The sequence below is a fragment of the Nocardia sp. NPDC055321 genome (assembly GCF_053645575.1).
Window position 1 is genome coordinate 13772 of the sequence record NZ_JBSHMS010000019.1, and the last position, 19555, is coordinate 33326.

22 protein-coding genes are annotated in these 19555 nt (G+C 69.9%); 16 read left to right on the top strand and 6 right to left on the bottom strand.

Features of this window, described 5'->3' with window-relative positions; all coding sequences use genetic code 11:
• Nucleotides 1-1193 precede the first annotated feature (1193 nt).
• The 11 genes from ACWIGI_RS28205 (at nt 1194) to ACWIGI_RS28255 (ending at nt 10043) form a co-directional block, all read left to right on the top strand.
• Nucleotides 1194-3617, top strand: a complete 2424-nt coding sequence (locus tag ACWIGI_RS28205; protein WP_454205511.1) for a nitrate- and nitrite sensing domain-containing protein — start codon at nt 1194-1196, stop codon at nt 3615-3617.
• Between the two features lie 40 nt (nt 3618-3657).
• Entirely contained in the window at nt 3658-4089 is a 432-nt protein-coding gene (locus tag ACWIGI_RS28210) for a roadblock/LC7 domain-containing protein (RefSeq protein ID WP_454205512.1), read from the top strand.
• A gap of 137 nt (nt 4090-4226) precedes the next feature.
• Nucleotides 4227-4535, top strand: coding sequence for a DUF742 domain-containing protein (locus tag ACWIGI_RS28215; protein WP_454205513.1), 309 nt, complete (start codon nt 4227-4229; stop codon nt 4533-4535).
• 28 nt (nt 4536-4563) lie between these two features.
• Nucleotides 4564-5130: a GTP-binding protein gene (locus tag ACWIGI_RS28220; protein ID WP_454205676.1), complete on the top strand. Its 567-nt coding sequence runs from the start codon at nt 4564-4566 to the stop codon at nt 5128-5130.
• 115 nt (nt 5131-5245) lie between these two features.
• Entirely contained in the window at nt 5246-5686 is a 441-nt protein-coding gene (locus ACWIGI_RS28225; RefSeq protein ID WP_454205514.1) for a PaaI family thioesterase, read from the top strand.
• A gap of 110 nt (nt 5687-5796) precedes the next feature.
• A complete protein-coding gene (locus ACWIGI_RS28230) occupies nt 5797-6099 on the top strand; it encodes an urease subunit gamma (protein ID WP_454205515.1) in 303 nt (100 codons plus the stop codon).
• 5 nt (nt 6100-6104) lie between these two features.
• Nucleotides 6105-6416: an urease subunit beta gene (locus ACWIGI_RS28235; protein ID WP_454205516.1), complete on the top strand. Its 312-nt coding sequence runs from the start codon at nt 6105-6107 to the stop codon at nt 6414-6416.
• Entirely contained in the window at nt 6416-8137 is a 1722-nt protein-coding gene (locus ACWIGI_RS28240) for an urease subunit alpha (RefSeq protein WP_454205517.1), read from the top strand. Before ACWIGI_RS28235 ends, ACWIGI_RS28240 begins: the two co-directional genes overlap by 1 nt.
• Before the next feature lie 206 nt (nt 8138-8343).
• Entirely contained in the window at nt 8344-9012 is a 669-nt protein-coding gene (locus ACWIGI_RS28245) for an O-methyltransferase (RefSeq protein WP_454205518.1), read from the top strand.
• Between the two features lie 112 nt (nt 9013-9124).
• Nucleotides 9125-9385, top strand: coding sequence for a hypothetical protein (locus ACWIGI_RS28250; protein ID WP_454205519.1), 261 nt, complete (start codon nt 9125-9127; stop codon nt 9383-9385).
• A 241-nt stretch (nt 9386-9626) separates the two neighbouring features.
• Nucleotides 9627-10043, top strand: coding sequence for a YchJ family protein (locus tag ACWIGI_RS28255; RefSeq protein WP_454205520.1), 417 nt, complete (start codon nt 9627-9629; stop codon nt 10041-10043).
• Here the strand turns inward: ACWIGI_RS28255 and ACWIGI_RS28260 are convergent.
• Entirely contained in the window at nt 10027-10797 is a 771-nt protein-coding gene (locus ACWIGI_RS28260; protein ID WP_454205521.1) for a VOC family protein, read from the bottom strand. The genes ACWIGI_RS28255 and ACWIGI_RS28260 overlap by 17 nt on opposite strands.
• A gap of 121 nt (nt 10798-10918) precedes the next feature.
• A complete protein-coding gene (locus tag ACWIGI_RS28265) occupies nt 10919-11587 on the bottom strand; it encodes a TetR/AcrR family transcriptional regulator (RefSeq protein ID WP_454205522.1) in 669 nt (222 codons plus the stop codon).
• Nucleotides 11588-11720: 133 nt separating this feature from the next.
• Between ACWIGI_RS28265 and ACWIGI_RS28270 the strand changes: the two genes are divergently transcribed.
• On the top strand, nt 11721-13187 hold the full coding sequence (locus ACWIGI_RS28270) for an MFS transporter (protein WP_454205523.1): 1467 nt from the start codon (nt 11721-11723) through the stop codon (nt 13185-13187).
• On the opposite strand, the gene ACWIGI_RS28275 is transcribed toward ACWIGI_RS28270, so the two are convergent.
• The gene (locus tag ACWIGI_RS28275) at nt 13162-13944 is read right to left on the bottom strand and encodes a hypothetical protein (RefSeq protein ID WP_454205524.1); all 783 of its coding nucleotides are present in this window, start codon (nt 13942-13944) and stop codon (nt 13162-13164) included. The genes ACWIGI_RS28270 and ACWIGI_RS28275 overlap by 26 nt on opposite strands.
• Nucleotides 13945-14055: 111 nt before the next feature.
• On the opposite strand from ACWIGI_RS28275, the gene ACWIGI_RS28280 reads away from it, so the two are divergent.
• Nucleotides 14056-14952: an SDR family NAD(P)-dependent oxidoreductase gene (locus ACWIGI_RS28280; protein WP_454205525.1), complete on the top strand. Its 897-nt coding sequence runs from the start codon at nt 14056-14058 to the stop codon at nt 14950-14952.
• A gap of 102 nt (nt 14953-15054) precedes the next feature.
• Here the strand turns inward: ACWIGI_RS28280 and ACWIGI_RS28285 are convergent, their stop codons facing one another.
• A complete protein-coding gene (locus ACWIGI_RS28285; protein ID WP_454205526.1) occupies nt 15055-16032 on the bottom strand; it encodes a zinc-binding dehydrogenase in 978 nt (325 codons plus the stop codon).
• 114 nt (nt 16033-16146) lie between these two features.
• Between ACWIGI_RS28285 and ACWIGI_RS28290 the strand changes: the two genes are divergently transcribed.
• Nucleotides 16147-16779, top strand: a complete 633-nt coding sequence (locus ACWIGI_RS28290) for an urease accessory protein UreF (RefSeq protein ID WP_454205527.1) — start codon at nt 16147-16149, stop codon at nt 16777-16779.
• A gap of 39 nt (nt 16780-16818) precedes the next feature.
• Here ACWIGI_RS28290 and ACWIGI_RS28295 read toward each other — a convergent pair whose 3' ends face one another.
• The gene (locus ACWIGI_RS28295; protein WP_454205528.1) at nt 16819-17115 is read right to left on the bottom strand and encodes a hypothetical protein; all 297 of its coding nucleotides are present in this window, start codon (nt 17113-17115) and stop codon (nt 16819-16821) included.
• A gap of 105 nt (nt 17116-17220) precedes the next feature.
• Between ACWIGI_RS28295 and ureG the strand changes: the two genes are divergently transcribed.
• Both ureG and ACWIGI_RS28305 read left to right on the top strand, forming a co-directional pair.
• Complete coding sequence (gene ureG, locus ACWIGI_RS28300) at nt 17221-17967, top strand: urease accessory protein UreG (RefSeq protein WP_454205529.1); 747 nt, start codon at nt 17221-17223, stop codon at nt 17965-17967.
• Nucleotides 17968-17999: 32 nt separating this feature from the next.
• Complete coding sequence (locus ACWIGI_RS28305; RefSeq protein ID WP_454205530.1) at nt 18000-18650, top strand: urease accessory protein UreD; 651 nt, start codon at nt 18000-18002, stop codon at nt 18648-18650.
• Between the two features lie 149 nt (nt 18651-18799).
• Here ACWIGI_RS28305 and ACWIGI_RS28310 read toward each other — a convergent pair whose 3' ends face one another.
• A complete protein-coding gene (locus tag ACWIGI_RS28310) occupies nt 18800-19492 on the bottom strand; it encodes a hypothetical protein (RefSeq protein WP_454205531.1) in 693 nt (230 codons plus the stop codon).
• Nucleotides 19493-19555 lie beyond the last annotated feature (63 nt).

A 19555-nucleotide genomic window follows, 5' to 3' on the forward strand; every position in this document is an offset into this window, starting at 1 on the left:
GGGGGTGTTTCCCACCCCTCCCTTTTTGTGGGGGGTTTTTGGCGGGGGGTTTTTTTTGGGGGGGGGTTTAACCCACTTTGCCCCCCCCCCCCCCGCCGGCACGGGATCGGGGGCCGCCGCAGCCCTCGGGGCCTCTCTCGATCCGAACGCCACGCTGATAGTAGGGCAGGCTTACCTAACTTGCAAGGCTTGTCGATGGGTGCAGCTTGATGTGGTTTGTGGGTAGGGTCCTGTCGCTGATTTCGGACCTGGCACCTGGGTGATGTCGGATCAATTTGGACGGAAATGTGTTCGATGTCGACACGGGCCTGCGGCGGCGTCTTGACTCGTGGTCGGTCGACTGAGCTTCGCTCCGAAAAAAGAGAAAGGGCGGTGGGTTCCCGCAGTCAAAAGCTGGGAACCCACCGCCCGGCAGGAGATCGAGACCGCGGCAGCCCTCCGGGTCTCGCTCGATCCAAGCGCCAACCCAAGTGTAGGTCAGGCTTACCTAACTAGCAAGTGGTGTTGTTGGCATGTGAGTCGAATCCTCGTCGTCCCGAGCCCTGAAATCGTCAACACCACTGTCAGAGCGGCCCTTCGACTCGTCCAATCATGCCGCCGTAGCTGCACTAACCGGCGAGGCTCATCCTTTAGCCAGCGGCGGTGGAGTAGGACTCCCGCTTCCGCCTCTTCGTCGAACTGGGTCTCGGTCACTTCGGCCTCCTCTCGATATGAGGAAACCGGTCAATCTTGCCGAAGTGGACAATGACGTGCTGTGACACCTGAAAGTGGGTGAGTTCGCTGCAAGAAGGTGTTACAAGGGCTGCCGAGATCCCCGGTCCACTGCCGCGGCGGGTTCCCCTTTCGAGGGGAGCCCGCCGCTTCGTATTTCGGGGGCGCGTGCCAGTGGCCGGTAGCGCGCGGCCGGGGGAGCGCGGGACGGCACAATGCATACGCGTCCGGCATGGTGTTCTGGGTCACTGGCAGTTTGCGGACATAGCCGTCGAGGGCTGTCGCGCGGATGGCGTCACCGCCGCCGGTGCTCCGATGTGAGCGGATCGAAACTACGAAAATTGTTGATTACCAGCGTGTATCCATACCTGGGCATGCCTCTTCGGGTCGTTGACACCTGGTAGCCGCTGTGGAAATTTGCTCCCTGTCTTTTCCGTGCGCTCGCCGTGGAGCCGCAACGGCCTACGCGTTGGAGGAGCAGGGTGAGAACAGCTGTCGTGCCCCGGTTGGTTCGGCCACGGACCATTCGCGGGCAGCTGGCGCGAATTCTGCTGGTATCGCTGACCCTGGTGTTCGCGCTGCTCGGCGTCACCATCGCCGGTGAGGTCCAATCCTATTGGCGCAGTGGGGATACCGTCGCCGAGGTCGGCCTCGCGCTGGCCGTGCAGGACGCGCTGCACGAGATGCAGCGCGAACGTGGTCTCAGCAACGGCTTGCTCGGCGGCGGTCGGCTCGAGCAGGCGGTCACCGAGCAGCGTGGCGATACCGACCGAGCATTGCGGGCGTTGGACACCGCGCTGGCCGGGCGCGCTCCCGGCAGGGTGCAGGTGCGCCAGGCCGTCGGTTACCTGTCCGGGCTGGGCGATATGCGCGCTCGCATCGACGCCGGAGGCCTCGCTCGTCCGGCGGCGTTCCAGTTCTATACCGACGCGATCAACGCCTTGAATCTCTCGGAACCGGGGCTGGATCAGGCCGACGACCCCGCGGTCCGGCACGGACTGCAGGCGCTCTACGCGCTCTCCGAAGCGAAAGAGCAGACTGCGAAGGAACGCGGGTTCCTCAACGGTGTCTTCGCCGCCGACGCGTTCGGGCCCGGCGAATACGTGCAGTTCCTCGATATCCGCGCCGCCAAACTCGCCGGTCTCGCCGCGTTCGCCCGCGATGCCACCGGTGTCCAGCGGGAGTTACTGGATGCCGCGATGCGCAGCGAGAACGCGATCAGGGCAACCGAATCCGAGAACATCGCGATCGGCTCCAGTGCGGGCCCGCTGACCCAATCGGTGGACCCCGGTGTTTGGTGGGCGCAGATGACCGCCGTCATCGACGCGCAACGCGAGGTGCAGCAGGCGGTCGGTGACGCCGTCCGGCAGCGCGCCGAGGACTTGCGCGGCGGCGCGGCGGTCAAGCTCGGCGTGTTGGCGCTGCTCGCGCTGTTCGCCCTGGCCGCCGAACTCGCCCTGGTCATCGCCAGTCTGCGCGCCATCGTTCGCCCGCTCGCCACCCTTGCCGCCGCGGCCGACGACGTCGCCGGCCGCCGCCTGCCCGAGGTGATCGCGGCCTGGCAGGTCGCCGACTCCCGGCCGGACCCGCCCGAACCGGTCCGCACTCCGCCCGGCGCGAGCGTCGAAATCGCCGCTGTCGCTGATGCTTTGGATCGCGTGCAGGGTACCGCCTACGAATTGTCCTCGCAGCAGGCCCTACTGCGCCGCAACAGCACCGAGTCCATGGCCAATCTGGCTCGCCGCAACCAGAACCTGGTGCGCCGCCAACTCGGCCTGATCAGCGAATTCGAACGCGAGGAAATGGACCCGAAGGCGCTGTCCAACCTCTTCGAGCTCGACCACCTCGCCACCCGCATGCGCCGCAACGCCGAAAGTCTGCTGGTCCTCGTCGGCGAGGCCGGCCCGCGCCGCTGGGCCGCACCCATCCCGCTCACCGACGTGATCCGCGCCGGCCTCTCGGAAGTTGACGACTACCGCCGCGTCGCCCTGCGCCGCATCGACGATGTCCCCATTCCCGGCGCCATCGTCAGCGAATTAGCCCACATGCTCGCCGAACTGATCGAGAACGGACTGGCTTTCTCCCCGCCGGACCTCGAGGTCGAAATCTACGGCCGCAAGATCCCCACCGGCTACGTCCTCGCCGTCGTCGATCACGGCGTCGGCATGCCCCCCGAACAACTCGCCGAAGCCAACGCCCGCCTCAGCGGCGCCACCGACTTCCTCCTCACCCCCACCCGCTACCTGGGCCACTACGTCGTCGGCCGCCTGGCCCGCCGCCTCGGCATCGAAGTGGAACTCACCGTCTCCCCGGTCAGCGGCGTCGTCGCCCGCCTCCTGCTACCGCCGGAACTTTTTGGCGGAGAGAAGGATCGGCACCCGACACCCGGTGCCGGTGTGCCGCAGTCCATGCCGCGCATCGACTCGCCGGCCGCCGAACCGGCGAACACCGTCGAGCGGGCGGAATCCGCGATCCATGCCGCACCGCCGGCAGTGCTGGGCCCAGGGGTTCGTACCGATCCGAATGCCCGCCCCGGCCTTCGGATCGGAACCGAGACGCCTCGATCGACCGGGGACCATTCGGCCGCTGCCGGTTCAGGCCGGAACGGCTCGACGCGCCGATACAGCGAGCCGGAAACGGGAGAATTCGCGGGCATCGAGCCCGCTGATGGTGCCGCTGCTGCCTCGGAACCGGAAGGCGTTCAGCGGACCCGGAACGGACTTGTCAAGCGCACCAAGCGATCTCGGCCGGTCGATGTGACGGTCCAGCGCCGGGCGGCACCGCGACCGCCGAGTGCTTCGCTGGTCGAGCGGTCGCCGGAGGACGTGCGCGGCATGCTGTCCGCCTTCCGGACCGGGCATCAGCGCGGTGGACCCGCGGAGGGCGCCGCGAAGGAGAGCCGGTGACCACACATCGGAAAGTAATGAGCACCGTGAAGGGGAGTCAATGACCACACAGCTACCGACCGCCGCCGATCCGCACACCTTCGACTGGTTGCTGGCCAACTTCGTGCGCAATACCGATGGGGTGCGCGACACCGTTGCGGTGTCCTCGGACGGGCTGCTCATCGCCATGTCCGAGGGACTCGACCGCACCGGTGCGGACCGGCTCGCCGCGATGGTGTCGGGTCTGTCGAGTCTGGCCCGAAGTGCTTCGCGTAGTTACGCGTTCGATGGTTTGAAGCTGATCATGATCGAGATGCGGCGGGGCTTCCTGCTGGTGTCCGCGCTCGGGGACGGGAGCTGCCTCGGCGTAATCGCCGAGGGCGGTTGCGATGTCGGGCTGGTCGGCTACGAGATGGCGGTGCTGGCCGAGCGGGCGGGGGCGCTGCTCGATCCGGCGACCATCTCACACTTGCGAGAGACGTTGCGCAGATGAGAGATCCGGACCGGCCGCGGCTGCCCGACCCGCGGATGATCCCGGTGACAGCTTCCAGCACGTGGGTCAGCGACACCCGAGGGCGGGCAACTCGATTCGAGCCGAGTCCGGCGCCGGTCGAGGGCGAAGACGCTTTCGTGCGACCGTTCATCGTCACCGCCGGTCGCACCACCCCGCTGGTGGACGGGCTGCGGATCGAAACCCTGGTGCGGGCCCCGCACGCCGCGCTGTCCGCCCCGCTGCGGTTCGAGGAACGCGCGGTGGTGCGCCTGTGTCAGGCGCCGCATTCCATCGCCGAAATCGGCGCCGCTCTTCGGGTTCCGGTCGGCGTCGCGAAAGTTGTCGTGAGTGATCTGGCCGCCGCGGGCCATGTCACCGTGCGCGAGGCGCAGGAACTGTCCACCGCGGCCATCGAGAGGATCAGAGATCTTGTCCGGGCACTCTGAAGTTCGCACCCCCGCCGCGGAACGCCCCCTGGCTTCCTCGGTGAAGATCGTCGTCAGCGGCGGATTCGGCGTCGGCAAAACGACATTCATCGGCGCCATCTCCGAAATCGAGCCCCTGGTAACCGAGGCGGCCATGACCGAGGTCGCGATCGGCGTCGACGATCCCGGCCGCCGCGCCGACAAGACCCGGACCACCGTGGCTCTCGACTTCGGCCGCATCACCCTGGACTCGTCGCTGATCCTCTACCTTTTCGGAACCCCCGGTCAGGACCGCTTCGTCTTTCTCTGGGACGACCTCGTCGACGGTGCCCTCGGCGCGGTCATCGTCATCGACACCAGCCGCGTCGAAGACTGCTACCCGGTCCTCGATTACTTCGAGGAACACGGCACCCCCTTCGTCGTCGCGGTCAACCGCTTCGACCAGGGCCCGGACTTCGCCCTCGACGAAGTCCGTGAAGCCCTGGGCCTGGACGAGTGGATCCCCCTCCTCGAATGTGATGCCCGCCGACGTGATTCGGTTCGCGACGTCCTCGTGGCCCTTCTCGAACAAGTCCTCCTCCATCGCCTCTCCCCGACCCACGCCCGAGTGAGCTGACCGAGATCACCGGGCTGTTGACGGCGGGCACGGGTTGGATCGCTGCCGCGGCGGGTTCCCCTGTCGAGGGGAGCCCGCCGCTTCGTATTTCGGGGACGCGTGCGAGTGTGACGGTATGACCGACGACTTCTCCCAGATCAAGTCCATGGCCGACGTGACGCCCGAGCTCATGACGAAATTCAGCGAGGGCACCTTCACCGACCTCATCGGACTGAAGTTCACCGAACTCAGCGCGGACCGGGTCACCGCGGAATGGGTGGTGACGCCGCAGCAGTTCCAGCCCGCGGGCATCGTGAACGGCGGGGTGTACTGCACCGTCATCGAAACCCTGGCCAGCATCGCCGGCAGCGCGTGGCTGGGGGAGCGCGGGACCGTGGTCGGGGTCAACAACAACACCGACTTCCTGCGCGCGGTACGCGAGGGCACGCTCACGGGCGAGGCCACCCCCGTGCATCGCGGCCGCTCGCAACAGCTGTGGGTCGTCGTCATCACCGACGAACAGGACCGCACCGTGGCGCGCGGGCAGGTCCGGCTGCAGAACCTCACCCAGGGCTGAGCGGCCGGCCGGGCAGCGCCGAACTGCCCGGCCCGCGCCGAAACACGCGGTTAACCCGGACCGTGCCAGAATGGCCGACAACCCGCCCGCGACCTCGGTGAGGAGCCCGAATGCGACTGTCGCCGCACGAGCAGGAACGCCTGCTGCTGAGTTACGCGGCCGAGCTGGCCCGCAGGCGACAGGCGCGCGGGCTCAAGCTGAACCATCCGGAATCGGTGGCGCTCATCGTCGACCACGTGCTCGAGGGCGCGCGCGACGGGCGTACGGTCGCCGAACTCATGTCCTCGGGCCGCACCGTGCTCACCCGTGCCGACGTCATGCCCGGCGTCCCGGAGATGATTCACGACGTGCAGGTCGAAGCCACCTTCCCGGACGGCACCAAGCTCGTCACCGTCCACCACCCGATCGGCTGACGCGCATGATTCCCGGTGAATACCTCTGCGCCGACGGCACCATCGAGCTCAACCCCGGCGCGCGGCGGGTGGAACTCGACGTGGTGAACACCGGCGACCGCCCGGTCCAGGTCGGCAGCCACGTGCACTTTCCGCAGGCCAACCCCGCCCTGGAGTTCGATCGCGACGCCGCGCACGGCCACCGCCTCGACATCCCCGCCGGCACCGCAGTCCGCTTCGAACCCGGTCTGGCCCAGCGGATCCGGCTGGTCCCGCTCGGCGGCGCCCGCGAAGTCCACGGCATCAGCCTCACCCCTCCCGGAAAGCTGGACGCCTGATGGCCGAACTCTCCCGCGCCCGCTACGCCGAACTCTTCGGCCCCACCACCGGCGACCGAATTCGGCTGGCGGACACCGACCTGCTCATCGAGATCACCGAAGACCGCAGCGGCGGACCGGGTCTCGCGGGTGACGAGGCGGTGTTCGGCGGCGGCAAGGTCCTGCGCGAATCCATGGGCCAGGCCCGGGCCACCCGCGCCGAGGGCGTCCCGGACACCGTCATCACCGGCGTGGTCATCATCGACCACTGGGGAATCATCAAGGCCGACATCGGCATTCGCGACGGCCGCATCAGCGCCATCGGCAAGGCGGGCAACCCCGACACGATGTCGGGCGTGCACCCGGACCTGGTCGTCGGCGCCTCCACCGAGATCATCGCCGGCAACGGCCGCATCGTCACCCCGGGCGCCATCGACACCCACGTGCACTTCATCTGCCCGCAGCTGCTCGAGGAGGCCATGGGCGGCGGCATCACCACGCTCATCGGCGGCGGCACCGGACCGGCCGAGGGCTCCAAGGCCACCACCGTCACCCCGGGCGCGTGGCATCTGGGCCGCATGCTCGAGGCCACCGACGGCTGGCCCGTGAACATCGTGCTGCTCGGCAAGGGCAACACCGTGCGGCACGAGGCCATGTGGGAGCAATTGCGCGGTGGCGCTGCGGGTTTCAAGCTGCACGAGGACTGGGGCACCACCCCGGCGGCCATCGACGCCTGCCTCACCGTCGCCGATGCCTCGGGCGTGCAGGTCGCCCTGCACTCGGACACCCTGAACGAGGCCGGATTCGTCGAGGACACCCTCGCCGCCATTCGCGGCCGCGCGATCCACTCGTACCACACCGAGGGTGCGGGCGGCGGGCACGCGCCCGACATCATCACCGTCGCAGCGCATCTCAACGTGCTGCCCAGTTCCACCAACCCGACCCGCCCGCACACGGTCAACACCCTGGACGAGCACCTGGACATGCTCATGGTGTGCCATCACCTGAGCCCGTCCATCCCCGAGGATCTGGCCTTCGCCGAGAGCCGCATCAGGCCCTCCACCATCGCCGCCGAGGACCTGCTGCACGACATGGGCGCGATCTCCATGATCGGCAGCGACTCCCAGGCGATGGGCCGCATCGGCGAGGTGGTCATGCGCACCTGGCAGACCGCGCACGTGATGAAGAAGCGCCGCGGCGCGCTCGCGGGAGACGGTATGGCGGACAACAATCGGGTCCAGCGCTACATCGCGAAGTACACGATCTGCCCGGCCGTCGCGCACGGGCTCGACCACGAGATCGGTTCCATCGAGGTCGGCAAACTCGCCGATCTGGTGCTGTGGGAACCGGCGTTCTTCGGGGTGCGCCCGCACGCGGTGCTCAAGGGCGGCATGATCGCCTGGGCCGCGATGGGCGACGCCAACGCCTCGATTCCCACCCCGCAGCCGGTGCTGCCGCGCCCCATGTTCGGGGCCGCACCGGTGGTGGCGGCGGGCACCTCGCTCTCGTTCGTGTCCGAGCAGGCCATCGAGGACGGGCTGCCGAACCGCCTGCGGGTGAATCGGCAACTGGTGCCGGTGGCCAACGTTCGCAAGCGCACCAAGGAACACATGCCGCGCAACGACGCCATGCCGCGCATCGAGGTCGATCCCGACACCTTCACCGTGCGGATCGACGGCGAGGTGTGGGCGGAGGAGCCCGCGGTCGAGTTGCCGATGGCGCAGCGCTACTTCCTGTTCTGACGCGGGCAAACGCGCGGATCGCGGCACGTGCACCTGGCCGCGATGCCGCGTGGACCCTCGCCACGGCGGCGTGCGGCGCCCGGTCGCGCGAGATCGCGTCTACCCCGGTCGCGACTCGGCTCGGATCACGATCACGCCGCCCCGGATCCCGATCACGCTGAATCGAAGGGGACCGGCGTTCTCGTGCCGGTGGCAGACTTGCCGGTATGACTACTGCCGACTGGGCCGATGTTGATCGCTATCTGGTGGACACCCTGGTGGGAGACGGGGACGCCGCGACTCTGGACGCGAACGCCGCCGCCGGGCTGCCCGCCATCGACGTGTCGCCGCCGCAGGGCAAGTTCCTGTACCTGCTCGCCAAGTCCGCCCGCGCGCGCCGGATCCTCGAGATCGGGACGCTCGGCGGCTACAGCACCACCTGGCTGGCCCGCGCGGCCGGCAAGGACGGCCGGGTCGTCACCCTCGAGTTCGAGCCCAAGCACGCCGAGGTCGCGCGCGCGAACCTGGACCGGGCCGGGGTGGGGGACCGAGTCGACATCCGCGTCGGCGCCGCACTGGACACGCTGCCGGTACTCGCCGAGGAGGGCCCCGAGCCGTTCGATCTGGTCTTTATCGACGCGGACAAGGTCAACAACGCGAACTACGTCACGTGGGCATTGCGGCTGACCCACCCGGGCTCGGTCATCATCGTCGACAACGTGGTGCGCCACGGCGGGATCGCGGACCCGGATTCGGCCGATGCCGCGGTGCGCGCCAGCCGAGAGGTCCTCGAGTTGCTCGCGGCCGAGCCGACCCTGGAGGCCACCGCCGTGCAGACCGTCGGCAGCAAGGGCTGGGACGGATTCGCCTACGCGGTGGTCAAAGACGCCGACTGACGGGTGTTATAGCTCACCCAACGCCCCTGAGCTGGGGTGATTCCGGGGGTGTGGCGCAGTTCTCGCGTTTGCTGTTTGTATGCCGGGTGATAGGTCAATACCGTCGGCGGGTATGAGCGACCCGTACGGACCCACCTTCCCGCCGCCCGGGTTCATGGCGCCCCGCGAGCCCGGCGAGCCCGCGTCCCACCCCCTGCGAGAACGCTTGCGCCGCACCGTCGTTCTGGTCGCCCCGCCCGCCACCCTGGTGCTGATGGTCGGCCTGCTGGCCGCCATCATGTGGCAGGGCGACCACGGCGGGTCGGCGCACGTCAAGGACGGCCGGGCCACCACGGCCACGGTCGCGCCCACCGTCGCCCATCAGCCGTCGTAACCCTCCGCGCACGAGCCTCGGCCGCGCACCGGGACAGGGGCGCGGCTGTTTCGCGGCCGATGAATGTGCCCATATGTTTTCTGCGACAGTGCTTTCGAATCTCCAACCGGTGCACGGGCGTCGGCCGCCTCGTGAATCGGGCCGTGTGCGAACGCGCCGGGCGGGCGTGCGGATGCGGGGCGGCAGGGGGTGCGGTATGCCGCTGTTCGGCGCCGGGTCTCGTCCCAGCACAATGGTGCGCATGTCGAAGCGTGGGAAGCCCCGTCCGGTCGCCGTGGACTGCCCGTGCGGCCTGCCCGCGCCCTATACCGAGTGCTGTGGCCGGCTGCACGCGGGAACCGTGCGGGCAGGTACCGCCGAACAGCTCATGCGCTCGCGGTTCAGCGCGTTCGCGGTGCGTGACGAGGCGTATCTGCTGCGCAGCTGGGATCCGAGCACACGCCCGGCCGATGTCGACTTCGATCCCGGCACTCGCTGGGAACGGCTGGAGATACTCGGCTCGACCGGCGGCGGGCCCTTCCACACCGAGGGCACGGTCGAGTTCCGCGCGCACTACCGGGCCGGCGGCGCGGCGGGCACGCTGCACGAGAACAGCCGCTTCCGCCGCGCCGACGGCGAGTGGGTCTACCTCGACGGCGACATCAGCCCACGGCCATGATTCCGAAGATCGCCCCGGCCTGATCGGCGAGCACGCCGACCCGCGACGGCCCGGGCAGGTCCTGCGGCTCCTGGATCACGCAGCCGCCCAGTTCGACCGCGCGCGCCGCGACCTTGTCGGCGTCGGAGACGCGAATCGTGGTGCCCCAGAACGGCGCCGGTTCGCCCGGCGTCACCCGGTGCGCCCCGCCGAACTCGTGGCCACCGGCCACCGTGATCGCCTGGTACGGATTCTCGGTCGCGGTCTCCCACGCGGCATTGCCGTAGCTCCAGCCCAGCACTCGCCCGTAGTGGGCGAGCGCCTCGGCGGGCGCGCGCACCGCGCCGTACTCGATCCAGCACGGGTTGTCCGGCTGCCCCCAGCGTTCGGTCCCGGGCGCGGTCCGCAGCCGGATGATCCCGTAGGGCGCGCCGTCGGGATCGGTGAGAATGCCGAACTCCAACTCGCCGAACGCGTCTCGCGGTTCCAGGAAGACCGCGCCGCCGTCCGCGACGCTCGCGGCGGCCGTGGCTGCGACGTCCTCGACCGCGAAATACGGCAGCCAGATGGCGGGCTTGAGCGAACCGTCGTCGGCGCGCGCGGTCACGATGCCCCCGACCTGCGCACCCTCCAGCGACAACCGCGTGTAGTGCCCGGCCTCGGCTCCCATGTCCTGTGCGGTCCAGCCGAACAGTCCGCGATAGAACTCCGCGGTGGCGCCGATATCGGGTGCGCTGACCTCGAACCAGCAGGGTGTGCCCGGGGTGAATGGCATGTCATCTCCTCGTCGATCGAATCGTGACGCGCAGGCGGGTACGCCGGATGTGCGCCGCGTGCATCAATGGGGACGATGCGCGGCGGCGGAATTCATCGCCGCCGGGGAAACCGGGCCGGAATCACCTGCCCGCGCGGGCCTCGAAGCCGTCGCACAGCGCGGTCAGCCCGCTGTCGAGCAGGTAGCCGGGATCCAGGAGCCCGGCGTCGCCGATGCCGTGCAGGTCGGCCAGGGCGGGCGGGGTCGGCCAGCGCGGGGTGCCGTCCAGCAGCGCGGTGAGGCCCGAGCCGGGTTCGGCGTCGCTGTCGCGGACCGCGAGCAGGTCCGCGCTGACATGCTGCAGGGCGACCCCGGCGATGTAGCTCCACACCGACAGTGACATGCGGGTCGCCTCGCGGGTGTCGACGCCGAGTTCGCGGAAGCCCTCGACCAGCCACGCCAGCACGACCAGGCTGTGCTCGCCGAAGTTGTAGCGCGGCACCGCGAAGGTGAACAGCACCCATGGATGTTGCCGGTACAGCCGCCAATCCACCTCGGCGGCGATGCGCACGCGATCGCGCCAGGTCCAGCCCTGGCCCGCGGCGGGCGGGTAGGGATTGCGCCGCGAGACCTCGTCGGTCATCTCGGCCAGCAGCGTGTCCTTGTTGGGTATGTGCCGGTACAGCGACATCGCCCCGGCGCCCATCCGCTCGGCGATGCGGCGCATCGACAGCGCGTCCAGTCCGTCGACGTCGGCGAGGGTGATGGCGGTGTCGACAATGGCCGTCCGGGTGAGCTTGGCCTCGGTCATCGGATGATTCTTCCCTTTTCCACGACGGCGTGCGTACACTGTACCCCGGCCCACGCGTACGTCGTACGCACGGCCGCTCCGATCTCCCGGGCTGCCGCGTACAGCCCCGAAAATTCAGCCCGAAGGATAGGTGATGACCAGTACTCTCGCGCGCTCTGCCGAGCAGACGCCGCGCCGCGCCTGGGCCGGACTGGCGGTGCTACTGCTCCCGGTCCTGCTGGTGTCGATGGATATGTCCGTGTTGTACCTGGCCATGCCCACCCTGACCGCGGACCTGGATCCCTCGGCGACCCAGCAGCTGTGGATCCTGGACATCTACGGCTTCATGATCGCCGGCCTGCTCATCACGATGGGCAATCTGGGCGATCGCATCGGGCGCCGCAACATCCTGCTCGCGGGCGCCACGGTCTTCGGCCTCGCCTCGGTGCTGGCGGCCTTCGCCCCGAGCGCGCCGGTGCTCATCGCCGCGCGCGCCCTCATGGGTCTCGGCGGCGCGACGCTGCTGCCCTCGAGCCTGGCGCTGATCTCCAATCTCTTCCCCGAGGCCCGGGCGCGTGCCACCGCCATCGGCATCTGGACGGCCTTCTTCGCGGGCGGTTCGGCCGTCGGGCCGATCATCGGCGGCGTCCTGCTGCACCACTTCTCGTGGGGCTCGGTCTTCCTGATCAACACTCCGGTGCTGCTGGTCCTGCTGGTCTTCGGGCCGCTGCTGCTGCCCGAACACCGCGCCTCGGCCCTGGGCCCGCTGGATCTGCGGAGCGTGGCGCTGTCCATCGGCGGCATCCTGCCCCTGGTCTACGCGGTCAAGCACTGTGCCGCAGAGGGATTCGACGCGCCCGCGATCGGCATCGGCCTGGTCGGAGCGCTGCTGCTCGTGCTGTTCGTGCGCAGGCAGCGGAACCTGAGCGAGCCGCTGCTGGATCTGAGCCTGTTCCGCCGGGGCCTGTTCTCGGTCGCCATCGGCTCGAGCACGGTCGGCATGCTCGCGCTCGCGGGCATGAGCTTCCTGACCAGCACCTACCTGCAGTCGGTGACCGGACGCGATCCACTGCAGGCCGCGCTGCTCGGAATCCCGATGGCCGTCACGGTTTTCGCGTGCTCGATGACCGGCGCCCGGGTCGGGCGGTGGCTGGGCAACCGGCGCAGTTTCGTGCTCGCGCTCGGTATGGCCTCGATCGGCAATCTGCTGCTGCTCGGCATGGGCGTGCACGACGGGATCGGCTACTACATCGCCGGAACCGTGATCGCCGGCGCCGGACTGGGTATCGCGTTCACCCTGGTGTCCGAGGTGGCGGTGTCCTCGGTGCCGCCCGAGCGGGCCGGTTCCGCGGTCGGCATCTCCGAGACCAGTTTCGAACTCGGCAACGGCCTGGGCCTGGCGCTGCTGGGTTCGCTCGCCGCGCTGGTGTTCCGCAACGGCGGTGATTTCGGTCAGACGCTGGGCGAGACGATCACGCACGCCGGGGACAACGCGGCGCTGATCGACGCGGCGCGCGCGTCCTTCGTGCAGGGCATGCACGTGGCCACCACCGCGGGCGCGATCCTGCTCGGGATCATGGCGATCATCGCCGGGGTCAGCGGCCGAACACCGCGCTCATGACCTCGCCGATCGCCCGGTTCACCGGCCGCAGGACCCGGGCGTTGATCCAGCGCAGCGGGCGCACCACGGTCGTCCGCCACGCGCGGGCCAGCGCCGTGAACAGCGGTCGCAGGACGGTGCGGTAGAGGTAGCGGCAGGGGGCCACCACCAGGAATCCGACGATGACGGTGGCGACCCGCCAGCCGAACGCCAGCGCGGCCCCGAAGGCGTGCGCGATCGGCAGGATGATCCACCGCACGACGGCCAGGACCGGCACGACGATCAGCCACTTCACCAGGAACCAGGTGATCCGGACGACGGCCCGGGTCACCGGGCGCAGAATCCAGCGGTCGATCCAGCCGGCGGTCGGCGCGATGACGCGGGTGCCGAGCCAGACCAGCGCCGGGCGCAGCGCGCGCCGCCAGATCCACTGTTCCACGGCGTTTTTCAGCGGCCGCAGCACGAAATCCAGCAGGAGCGCGCCCAGCGGGGTGAGGATCGCGCCCCACAGCAGCTGCTGAATCACCAGGCCCCACAGGTAATCCTTGACGAACACGATCGCCGGGCGCACGATCCAGCGCCGGATGAAGCGGCCGATCGGAGCGAGCAGATGATCGAGGACGAACTCGAGCGTCGCGACCACCACGCGGCCCAGGAGTTTGCAGCCCTCCCAGAGCAGGCGTAACGGCAGGAAGATCACCACCGCGATGGCGCGGGCGATCCAGCCGCCGATGGTGGTGTTTTCCGAATCCCGCTGTGGCGGAGTCTGTACCGGCATGCGTCCCATCCTTTCCCGTGCGGGACGCGATCGATCCCGTAGCAAAACTCTTCGTGCCCCGGGTATTTCCACTCAGGCCCCCGGTCGCGCCAACGAGGTTACAGTCGAAGCGTGGGTGAGAATTCGACGCCGAACACCACCGAGAATCCCGGGTCGAACGGCCGTCCGTTCGCCGAGCGGGTCGCGACCAGGATTCTGTATCCGACCACCCGGCCGCGCGCGAAAGAGTTGCGCGAGGCCGTGTCCGGGCGGGTGCTGCTGGTCACCGGCGCCTCGCACGGGATCGGCAAGGCCGCGGCCAAGAAGCTCGCCGCCGCCGGCGGGATCGTGCTGCTGGTGGCGCGCACCCTCGAGGATCTCGAAGTGGTGGCCGCGGAGATCCGCGCGGACGGCGGTGTCGCGCATATCTATCGCGCCGATCTCACCGATATGGCGGCCGTCGAGGAACTCGGGGCCGCGGTGCTCGCCGAGCACGGGCGGGTCGATGTGGTGATCAATAACGCGGGCAAGTCGATTCGCCGTTCGCTCGACGAATCCTATGATCGCTTCCACGATTTCACCCGCACCATGGATATCAATTACCTCGGCCCCGTGCGATTGCTGCTGACGCTGCTGCCGAGCATGCGCGAGCGCCGGACCGGGCATATCGTCAACATCTCGACCTGGGGCCTGCGCATGCCGCCCGCCCCGCGCTGGGCGGCCTACGGCGCCTCCAAGGGCGCGTTCGACATCTGGCTGCGCACGGTGGCGACCGAGATCGCCGTCGACAACGTCACGACGACCTCGGTCTACATGCCCCTGGTCCACACCCGTATGAGCGCGCCGAGCGATTTCAGCGGCGTACCCGGGCTCACCGCCGCCGAAGCCGCGGATCTGGTGTGCCACGCGGTGGTTTCGCGCCCGCATGAGATCACCCCGTGGTGGACGGGCCCCGTGCAGGCGTGGACGGACCTGCGTCGCAGCGCCACCCAGCGTTTCATGGAGCGCAGCTTCCGCGGCCGGGAGTGAACCGGGCCCGCCGCGCGTCTGTGGCGGGCGCGGTTCGGAGATGACGTCCGTGGGCCGCGTGCGGGCCCGCCGCGCGCGTATGCGGCGGGCCGTTCACCGGTGTCAGGGAATCAGCACGACTTTGCCCGTGGTGGCGCGGTTTTCGAGGGCCCGATGCGCGGTCGCGGCCTGGGCCAGCGGGAAGCGGTGCAGATCGGGGCGCAGCCGACCGGCGGCGGCCTCGGCCAGCGAACGTTCCTCGAGCGCGCGCAGACCGCCCGCGCGCTCGAGCATGGGCGGGCCGAGCACCACGCGCGAGCTCACCCCGAGCGCGGCGTGTTCCGCGTCGGTGATCGGGGCGTCGCCGTCGGAGAACCCGTAGATCAGGCGGGTGCCGCCGGGTTCGAGCAAACCCAGTGCGGTGCGGATGATGTCGCCGCCGACGCTGTCGAACAGCACCCGCGCGGGACGGTCGCCGTACTCGGCGCGGATACGGTCGGCCCAGTCGGGGCGCAGGTAGTCCACGGCCAGGTCCGCGCCGTTGCGGGCGACCAGATCGACCTTCTCCGGCCCACCCGCGGCGCCGATGACCGTGGCGCCGGCGTTCTTCAGGTACTGCACGAGCAGGGTGCCGATGCCGCCCGCGGCGGCGGTGACGACGGCCGTCGTCACCGGGGTGAGGTCGGCGAATTGCGCTATGCCCAGGGCGGTTCGGCCGGTGCCGATCATGGCGACGGCGGTCGGCGCGTCCAGGCCGGCCGGAATCTCGTGCAGCCGTTCGGCATCGGTGACGGCGAGTTCGGCGTAGCCGCCGGGTACCGGTCCCAGGTGGGCGACGACGTCGCGGCCCAGCCACTGTTCCGCGACGCCGGGCCCGATCAGATCCACCCGGCCGGCGACCTCGCGGCCGGGAATGGTCGGTAGCGCGGGCAGGGGCAGCGGTCCCGCCGCGATGCCTCGCCGGAGGGCGGTGTCGATGACGTGCACCCCGCTCGCGGCGACCGCTATACGCACCTGACCGGGTCCGGGGACCGGATCCTCGACGGTGTCGTAGCGCAGATTCTCGGCGGACCCGAAGGCTTCGAGACGTATGGCGTGCACGGTGACTCCTAGAACTCGACTGCCGCTAAGCCTGCAACCTCACCCCGGGTTCAGGTCAAGCGTCCGGTCCGCTTCGCTCTAAGATCGAGCGATGCGATCCCCGGAGCAGCGCCGATGAGCCTGGCCACCCTGCTCAATCTCGCCGACTCGCGCCTGCCCATCGGCGGGCACGTGCACTCCGGCGGCATCGAGGAGGCCATCGCCTCCGGGCTCGTGCGCGATGTACGGACGGTCGAGCTGTACCTGCGCCGCCGGGTGCGCACCTCGGGCGCGGTGGCGGCCGCGCTGGCCGCCGCGGTGTGCGCGGGCGATCTCACCCCGGCCCGCGCCGAGCTCGAGGCCGATGCCCGCACCCCGTCCCCGGCGGCCCGCGTGGCCTCGCGCGCCCAGGGCCGCGGCCTGCTGCGCCTGGCCAAACAGGTCTGGCCGCAAGCGGATTGGACCCCCCTGCCCCCGCGCCCGCACCTGTCCACGGTCTTCGGCGTCGTCGGCCCGGCCTGCGCCGCCACCCCCGAGGAGGTCGCCGCGGTCGTCGTCTACACCACGATGACCGGCGCCGCGACCGCCGCCCAGCGCCTGCTGGCCCTGGACCCCGCCGCCGTGGCCGCCTGCACCATCCGCCTGTCCGCCCTGTGCGACGAGACCGCCCGCGCCGCCGCGAGGTCCCTGACCGCCCTCTCGGACCCCCTCCAGGACGTCCTGGCCGAACGCCACGTGACCAGGGACATGCCCCTGTTCGCCTCGTAGCCCGGCGAAAGTCGCAGCGCGCGAACGCGTCTCGCTCCGCTAGAGCCGCGGGTCGAACACGAGTCGAAAGTCCCGCAGGCCGTCCCGGGTACCGGCGGCGGTGTAGTCGCGACCGCACACCTCGGCGACCGGCAGATCACAGTCGCGGGCGATCACGGCCGCTGACAGCAGCATCGGCTCCCGCGCGGAGTGCCACGGGGTGGTCGCGTACGCGACGTCACCGGCGCAGAGGATGATCCGCAGCCCGGCTCGGCCGTCGGGGCCGACCGTGGGGCTCGGCCGTTTCCGCCGCAGCCACGCCCGGACATCGGCCCAGGTCGTTTCCTCATCGTTCACAACGGACATTGTCCGAGTACCGCGATGGTCGTGGAAGTCTTTCGCGGACGGCGTGGCGGCCGGGCGGGTTACACGCGGTTCACGCGGGTGGGCGAGGATGGACCCATGCCACCTCATTTCATCGATGGAGAGCCGCACGATCATGGGCCGGACCGGCCGCGGCGCGAGCGGACGGCGGGGGAGCCGGTGCGAATCGGCATCGGGGGACCGGTCGGGTCGGGTAAGACCGCGCTGGTGGCGGCGTTGTGCAGGCAGTTGCGGGAGGAGCTGTCCCTCGCGGTGCTGACCAACGACATCTACACGACCGAGGACGCGGATTTCCTGCGGCGGCACGCGGTGCTGCCCGACGAGCGGATCACCGCGGTGCAGACCGGCGGCTGCCCGCACACCGCCATTCGCGACGACATCACCGCGAACCTGGACGCGATCGACGATCTGATCGAGGCGAATCCGCCGCTGGACCTGATTCTGGTGGAGTCGGGCGGGGACAACCTGACCGCCACGTTCTCCTCGGGGCTCATCGACGCGCAGATCTTCGTGGTCGACGTGGCCGGTGGCGACAAGGTGCCGCGCAAGGGCGGCCCGGGCGTCACCTTCTCCGACCTGCTGGTGATCAACAAGACCGATCTGGCGCCCATGGTCGGCGCGGATCTGGCCGTCATGGACCGGGATTCGACCAAGGTGCGCGAGGGCAGGCCGTTCGTGTTCACCTCGCTCACCGAGGATCCGGCCGCGACCCCGGTGCTGTCCTGGGTGCGTGATCAGCTGCGACTGGCCGCCGCCCAGGACGCGGCCGGAACGCACGCGCACACCGCGCAGGATGCGACAACCGGTGCGCCGCATACACACTGACGCACCCGCCGGCCGGCCCGCGACGGTGGGCCGTGCGCACTGAACTGCGGATCGTGGCCGCGGCGGGCGAACTGCCGCGGCTGCACGCGGTCGGCGGACTGGCGGCGCGGCACACCGGCCCGGAGACCGTGCACCTGATCGGTACCGCCGCCACGCCCCTGGGCGGGGACGAACTGGATATCTCGATCGTGGTGGGCCCGGGCGCCCGGCTCGCCGTGCGGTCGGTGGCGGCCACGATCGCGCTGCCGGGTCTGCGAACCCTGACGTCGGTGGCGCACTGGCGCTTCGAGGTGGGCGCGGGCGGGGAGCTCGACGTCGATCCCGAACCCACGGTGGTCGCCGGCGGCGCGCGGCACGATACGTTCACCACGGTGTTGCTGGGCGAGAACGCGCGCCTGCGGCTGCGCGAAAGAGTGCAGATCGGCCGGATCGGCGAGGACCACGGGTACTGGTCGGGGGAGCTGCGCGCCGATGTGGGCGAGACGCCGCTGCTGCGACACCGGCTGGAGCTGGGCGCGGACGCCGTGACCGAGGACGCGCTGTCCGGTCCGCGCGCGCTGGAAAGTGTTCTCACCTACCCGGATTCCCGTGCGGCCGAGACCGCCGGACCGGAGTCGGCTTTGCTGCCGCTCGCCGCCGGGGGCACGCTGTTCACCCGGACCGCGCGGCTCCTGCGCGTGTGACCCGCGGCGTGCCGGTGGGCACGCGAGGCGGTGCGTGCGGACCACCCGGCAACTTCACGTGCGACGGGAACCGGACCTCACCCCCGGTACCCGCCGCACGGTCCTGCTCACTATCGAATTACCGCGAAAAGAGTGTCGCCGAAACGAAATCAGTTGCCGACGACGCGCGGCGGAGCGTTGTACGCGTTCACCGCGCCGACGGCCGCACCCACCGCGGCGCCTGCCACGGCAGCGGGGATGGCGACGGCGGCGGCGCCGGCGGCCGCGCCGGCCAGCGGACCGGCCACGAGGCCGACCGGGAACAGCGGCAGGCCGACCACGAGGCCCAGGGCCGCGCCGACGGTCGCCGAGGTGAGCGCGACCGGCATCGAGGCACTCGCGCCCGCAACCGCACCCATGGCCGCGGTGCCGACGGTCTGTCCGGCGATCCGGTCCGAACGGCTGCGCTCCATCCCGATCGAGTCGAGGAAGGTGGCGATGTTGGCCTCGGTCTGCGCCGACTGGTCGTTGATCTGGATGGCCTGCTCTTTGTCCATCCAGGTCGGAGCGTCGACCACCACGTCGCCGAAGCGGAACTTACCGGCGGGCGGGGCGATCGGCGGCACCGCGGGGACCGGCGCCGGCGGGTGCAGTACTCCGACGGGAGCCAGGTAGCTCTTGTCCGGGGCCTGACGCGACCACTGGATCGAGCTGTAGGTCTGGTCGGGGATCTGCAGGCCCTCGTAGGGCATGACATTGGGCGCGTCGGCGGCGGGCCACTGAGCGGGCGCGTCGCCGGTGTGGGTCACCGCATTGGGTTCCACCGGTGAGGCGTTGGCGGCGCCGGTGCCAACGATCGCCAAGACTAGGGGAACCGCGCCTGCTGCCACCACATTTCCGACTTTGTTGCGGTGCGGGTTGAGCGC

What these genes read in the sequence shown, in the direction of transcription:
- ACWIGI_RS28210 (WP_454205512.1), top strand. Translation starts at nt 3,658, where the DNA reads ATGACCACACAGCTACCGACCGCCGCCGATCCGCACACCTTCGACTGG.
- ACWIGI_RS28255 (WP_454205520.1), top strand. Translation starts at nt 9,627, where the DNA reads ATGTCGAAGCGTGGGAAGCCCCGTCCGGTCGCCGTGGACTGCCCGTGC.
- ACWIGI_RS28225 (WP_454205514.1), top strand. Translation starts at nt 5,246, where the DNA reads ATGACCGACGACTTCTCCCAGATCAAGTCCATGGCCGACGTGACGCCC.
- ACWIGI_RS28245 (WP_454205518.1), top strand. Translation starts at nt 8,344, where the DNA reads ATGACTACTGCCGACTGGGCCGATGTTGATCGCTATCTGGTGGACACC.
- ACWIGI_RS28265 (WP_454205522.1), bottom strand. Translation starts at nt 11,587, where the DNA reads ATGACCGAGGCCAAGCTCACCCGGACGGCCATTGTCGACACCGCCATC.
- ACWIGI_RS28230 (WP_454205515.1), top strand. Translation starts at nt 5,797, where the DNA reads ATGCGACTGTCGCCGCACGAGCAGGAACGCCTGCTGCTGAGTTACGCG.
- ACWIGI_RS28290 (WP_454205527.1), top strand. Translation starts at nt 16,147, where the DNA reads ATGAGCCTGGCCACCCTGCTCAATCTCGCCGACTCGCGCCTGCCCATC.
- ureG (WP_454205529.1), top strand. Translation starts at nt 17,221, where the DNA reads ATGCCACCTCATTTCATCGATGGAGAGCCGCACGATCATGGGCCGGAC.
- ACWIGI_RS28235 (WP_454205516.1), top strand. Translation starts at nt 6,105, where the DNA reads ATGATTCCCGGTGAATACCTCTGCGCCGACGGCACCATCGAGCTCAAC.
- ACWIGI_RS28250 (WP_454205519.1), top strand. Translation starts at nt 9,125, where the DNA reads ATGAGCGACCCGTACGGACCCACCTTCCCGCCGCCCGGGTTCATGGCG.
- ACWIGI_RS28240 (WP_454205517.1), top strand. Translation starts at nt 6,416, where the DNA reads ATGGCCGAACTCTCCCGCGCCCGCTACGCCGAACTCTTCGGCCCCACC.
- ACWIGI_RS28260 (WP_454205521.1), bottom strand. Translation starts at nt 10,797, where the DNA reads ATGCCATTCACCCCGGGCACACCCTGCTGGTTCGAGGTCAGCGCACCC.
- ACWIGI_RS28270 (WP_454205523.1), top strand. Translation starts at nt 11,721, where the DNA reads ATGACCAGTACTCTCGCGCGCTCTGCCGAGCAGACGCCGCGCCGCGCC.
- ACWIGI_RS28275 (WP_454205524.1), bottom strand. Translation starts at nt 13,944, where the DNA reads ATGCCGGTACAGACTCCGCCACAGCGGGATTCGGAAAACACCACCATC.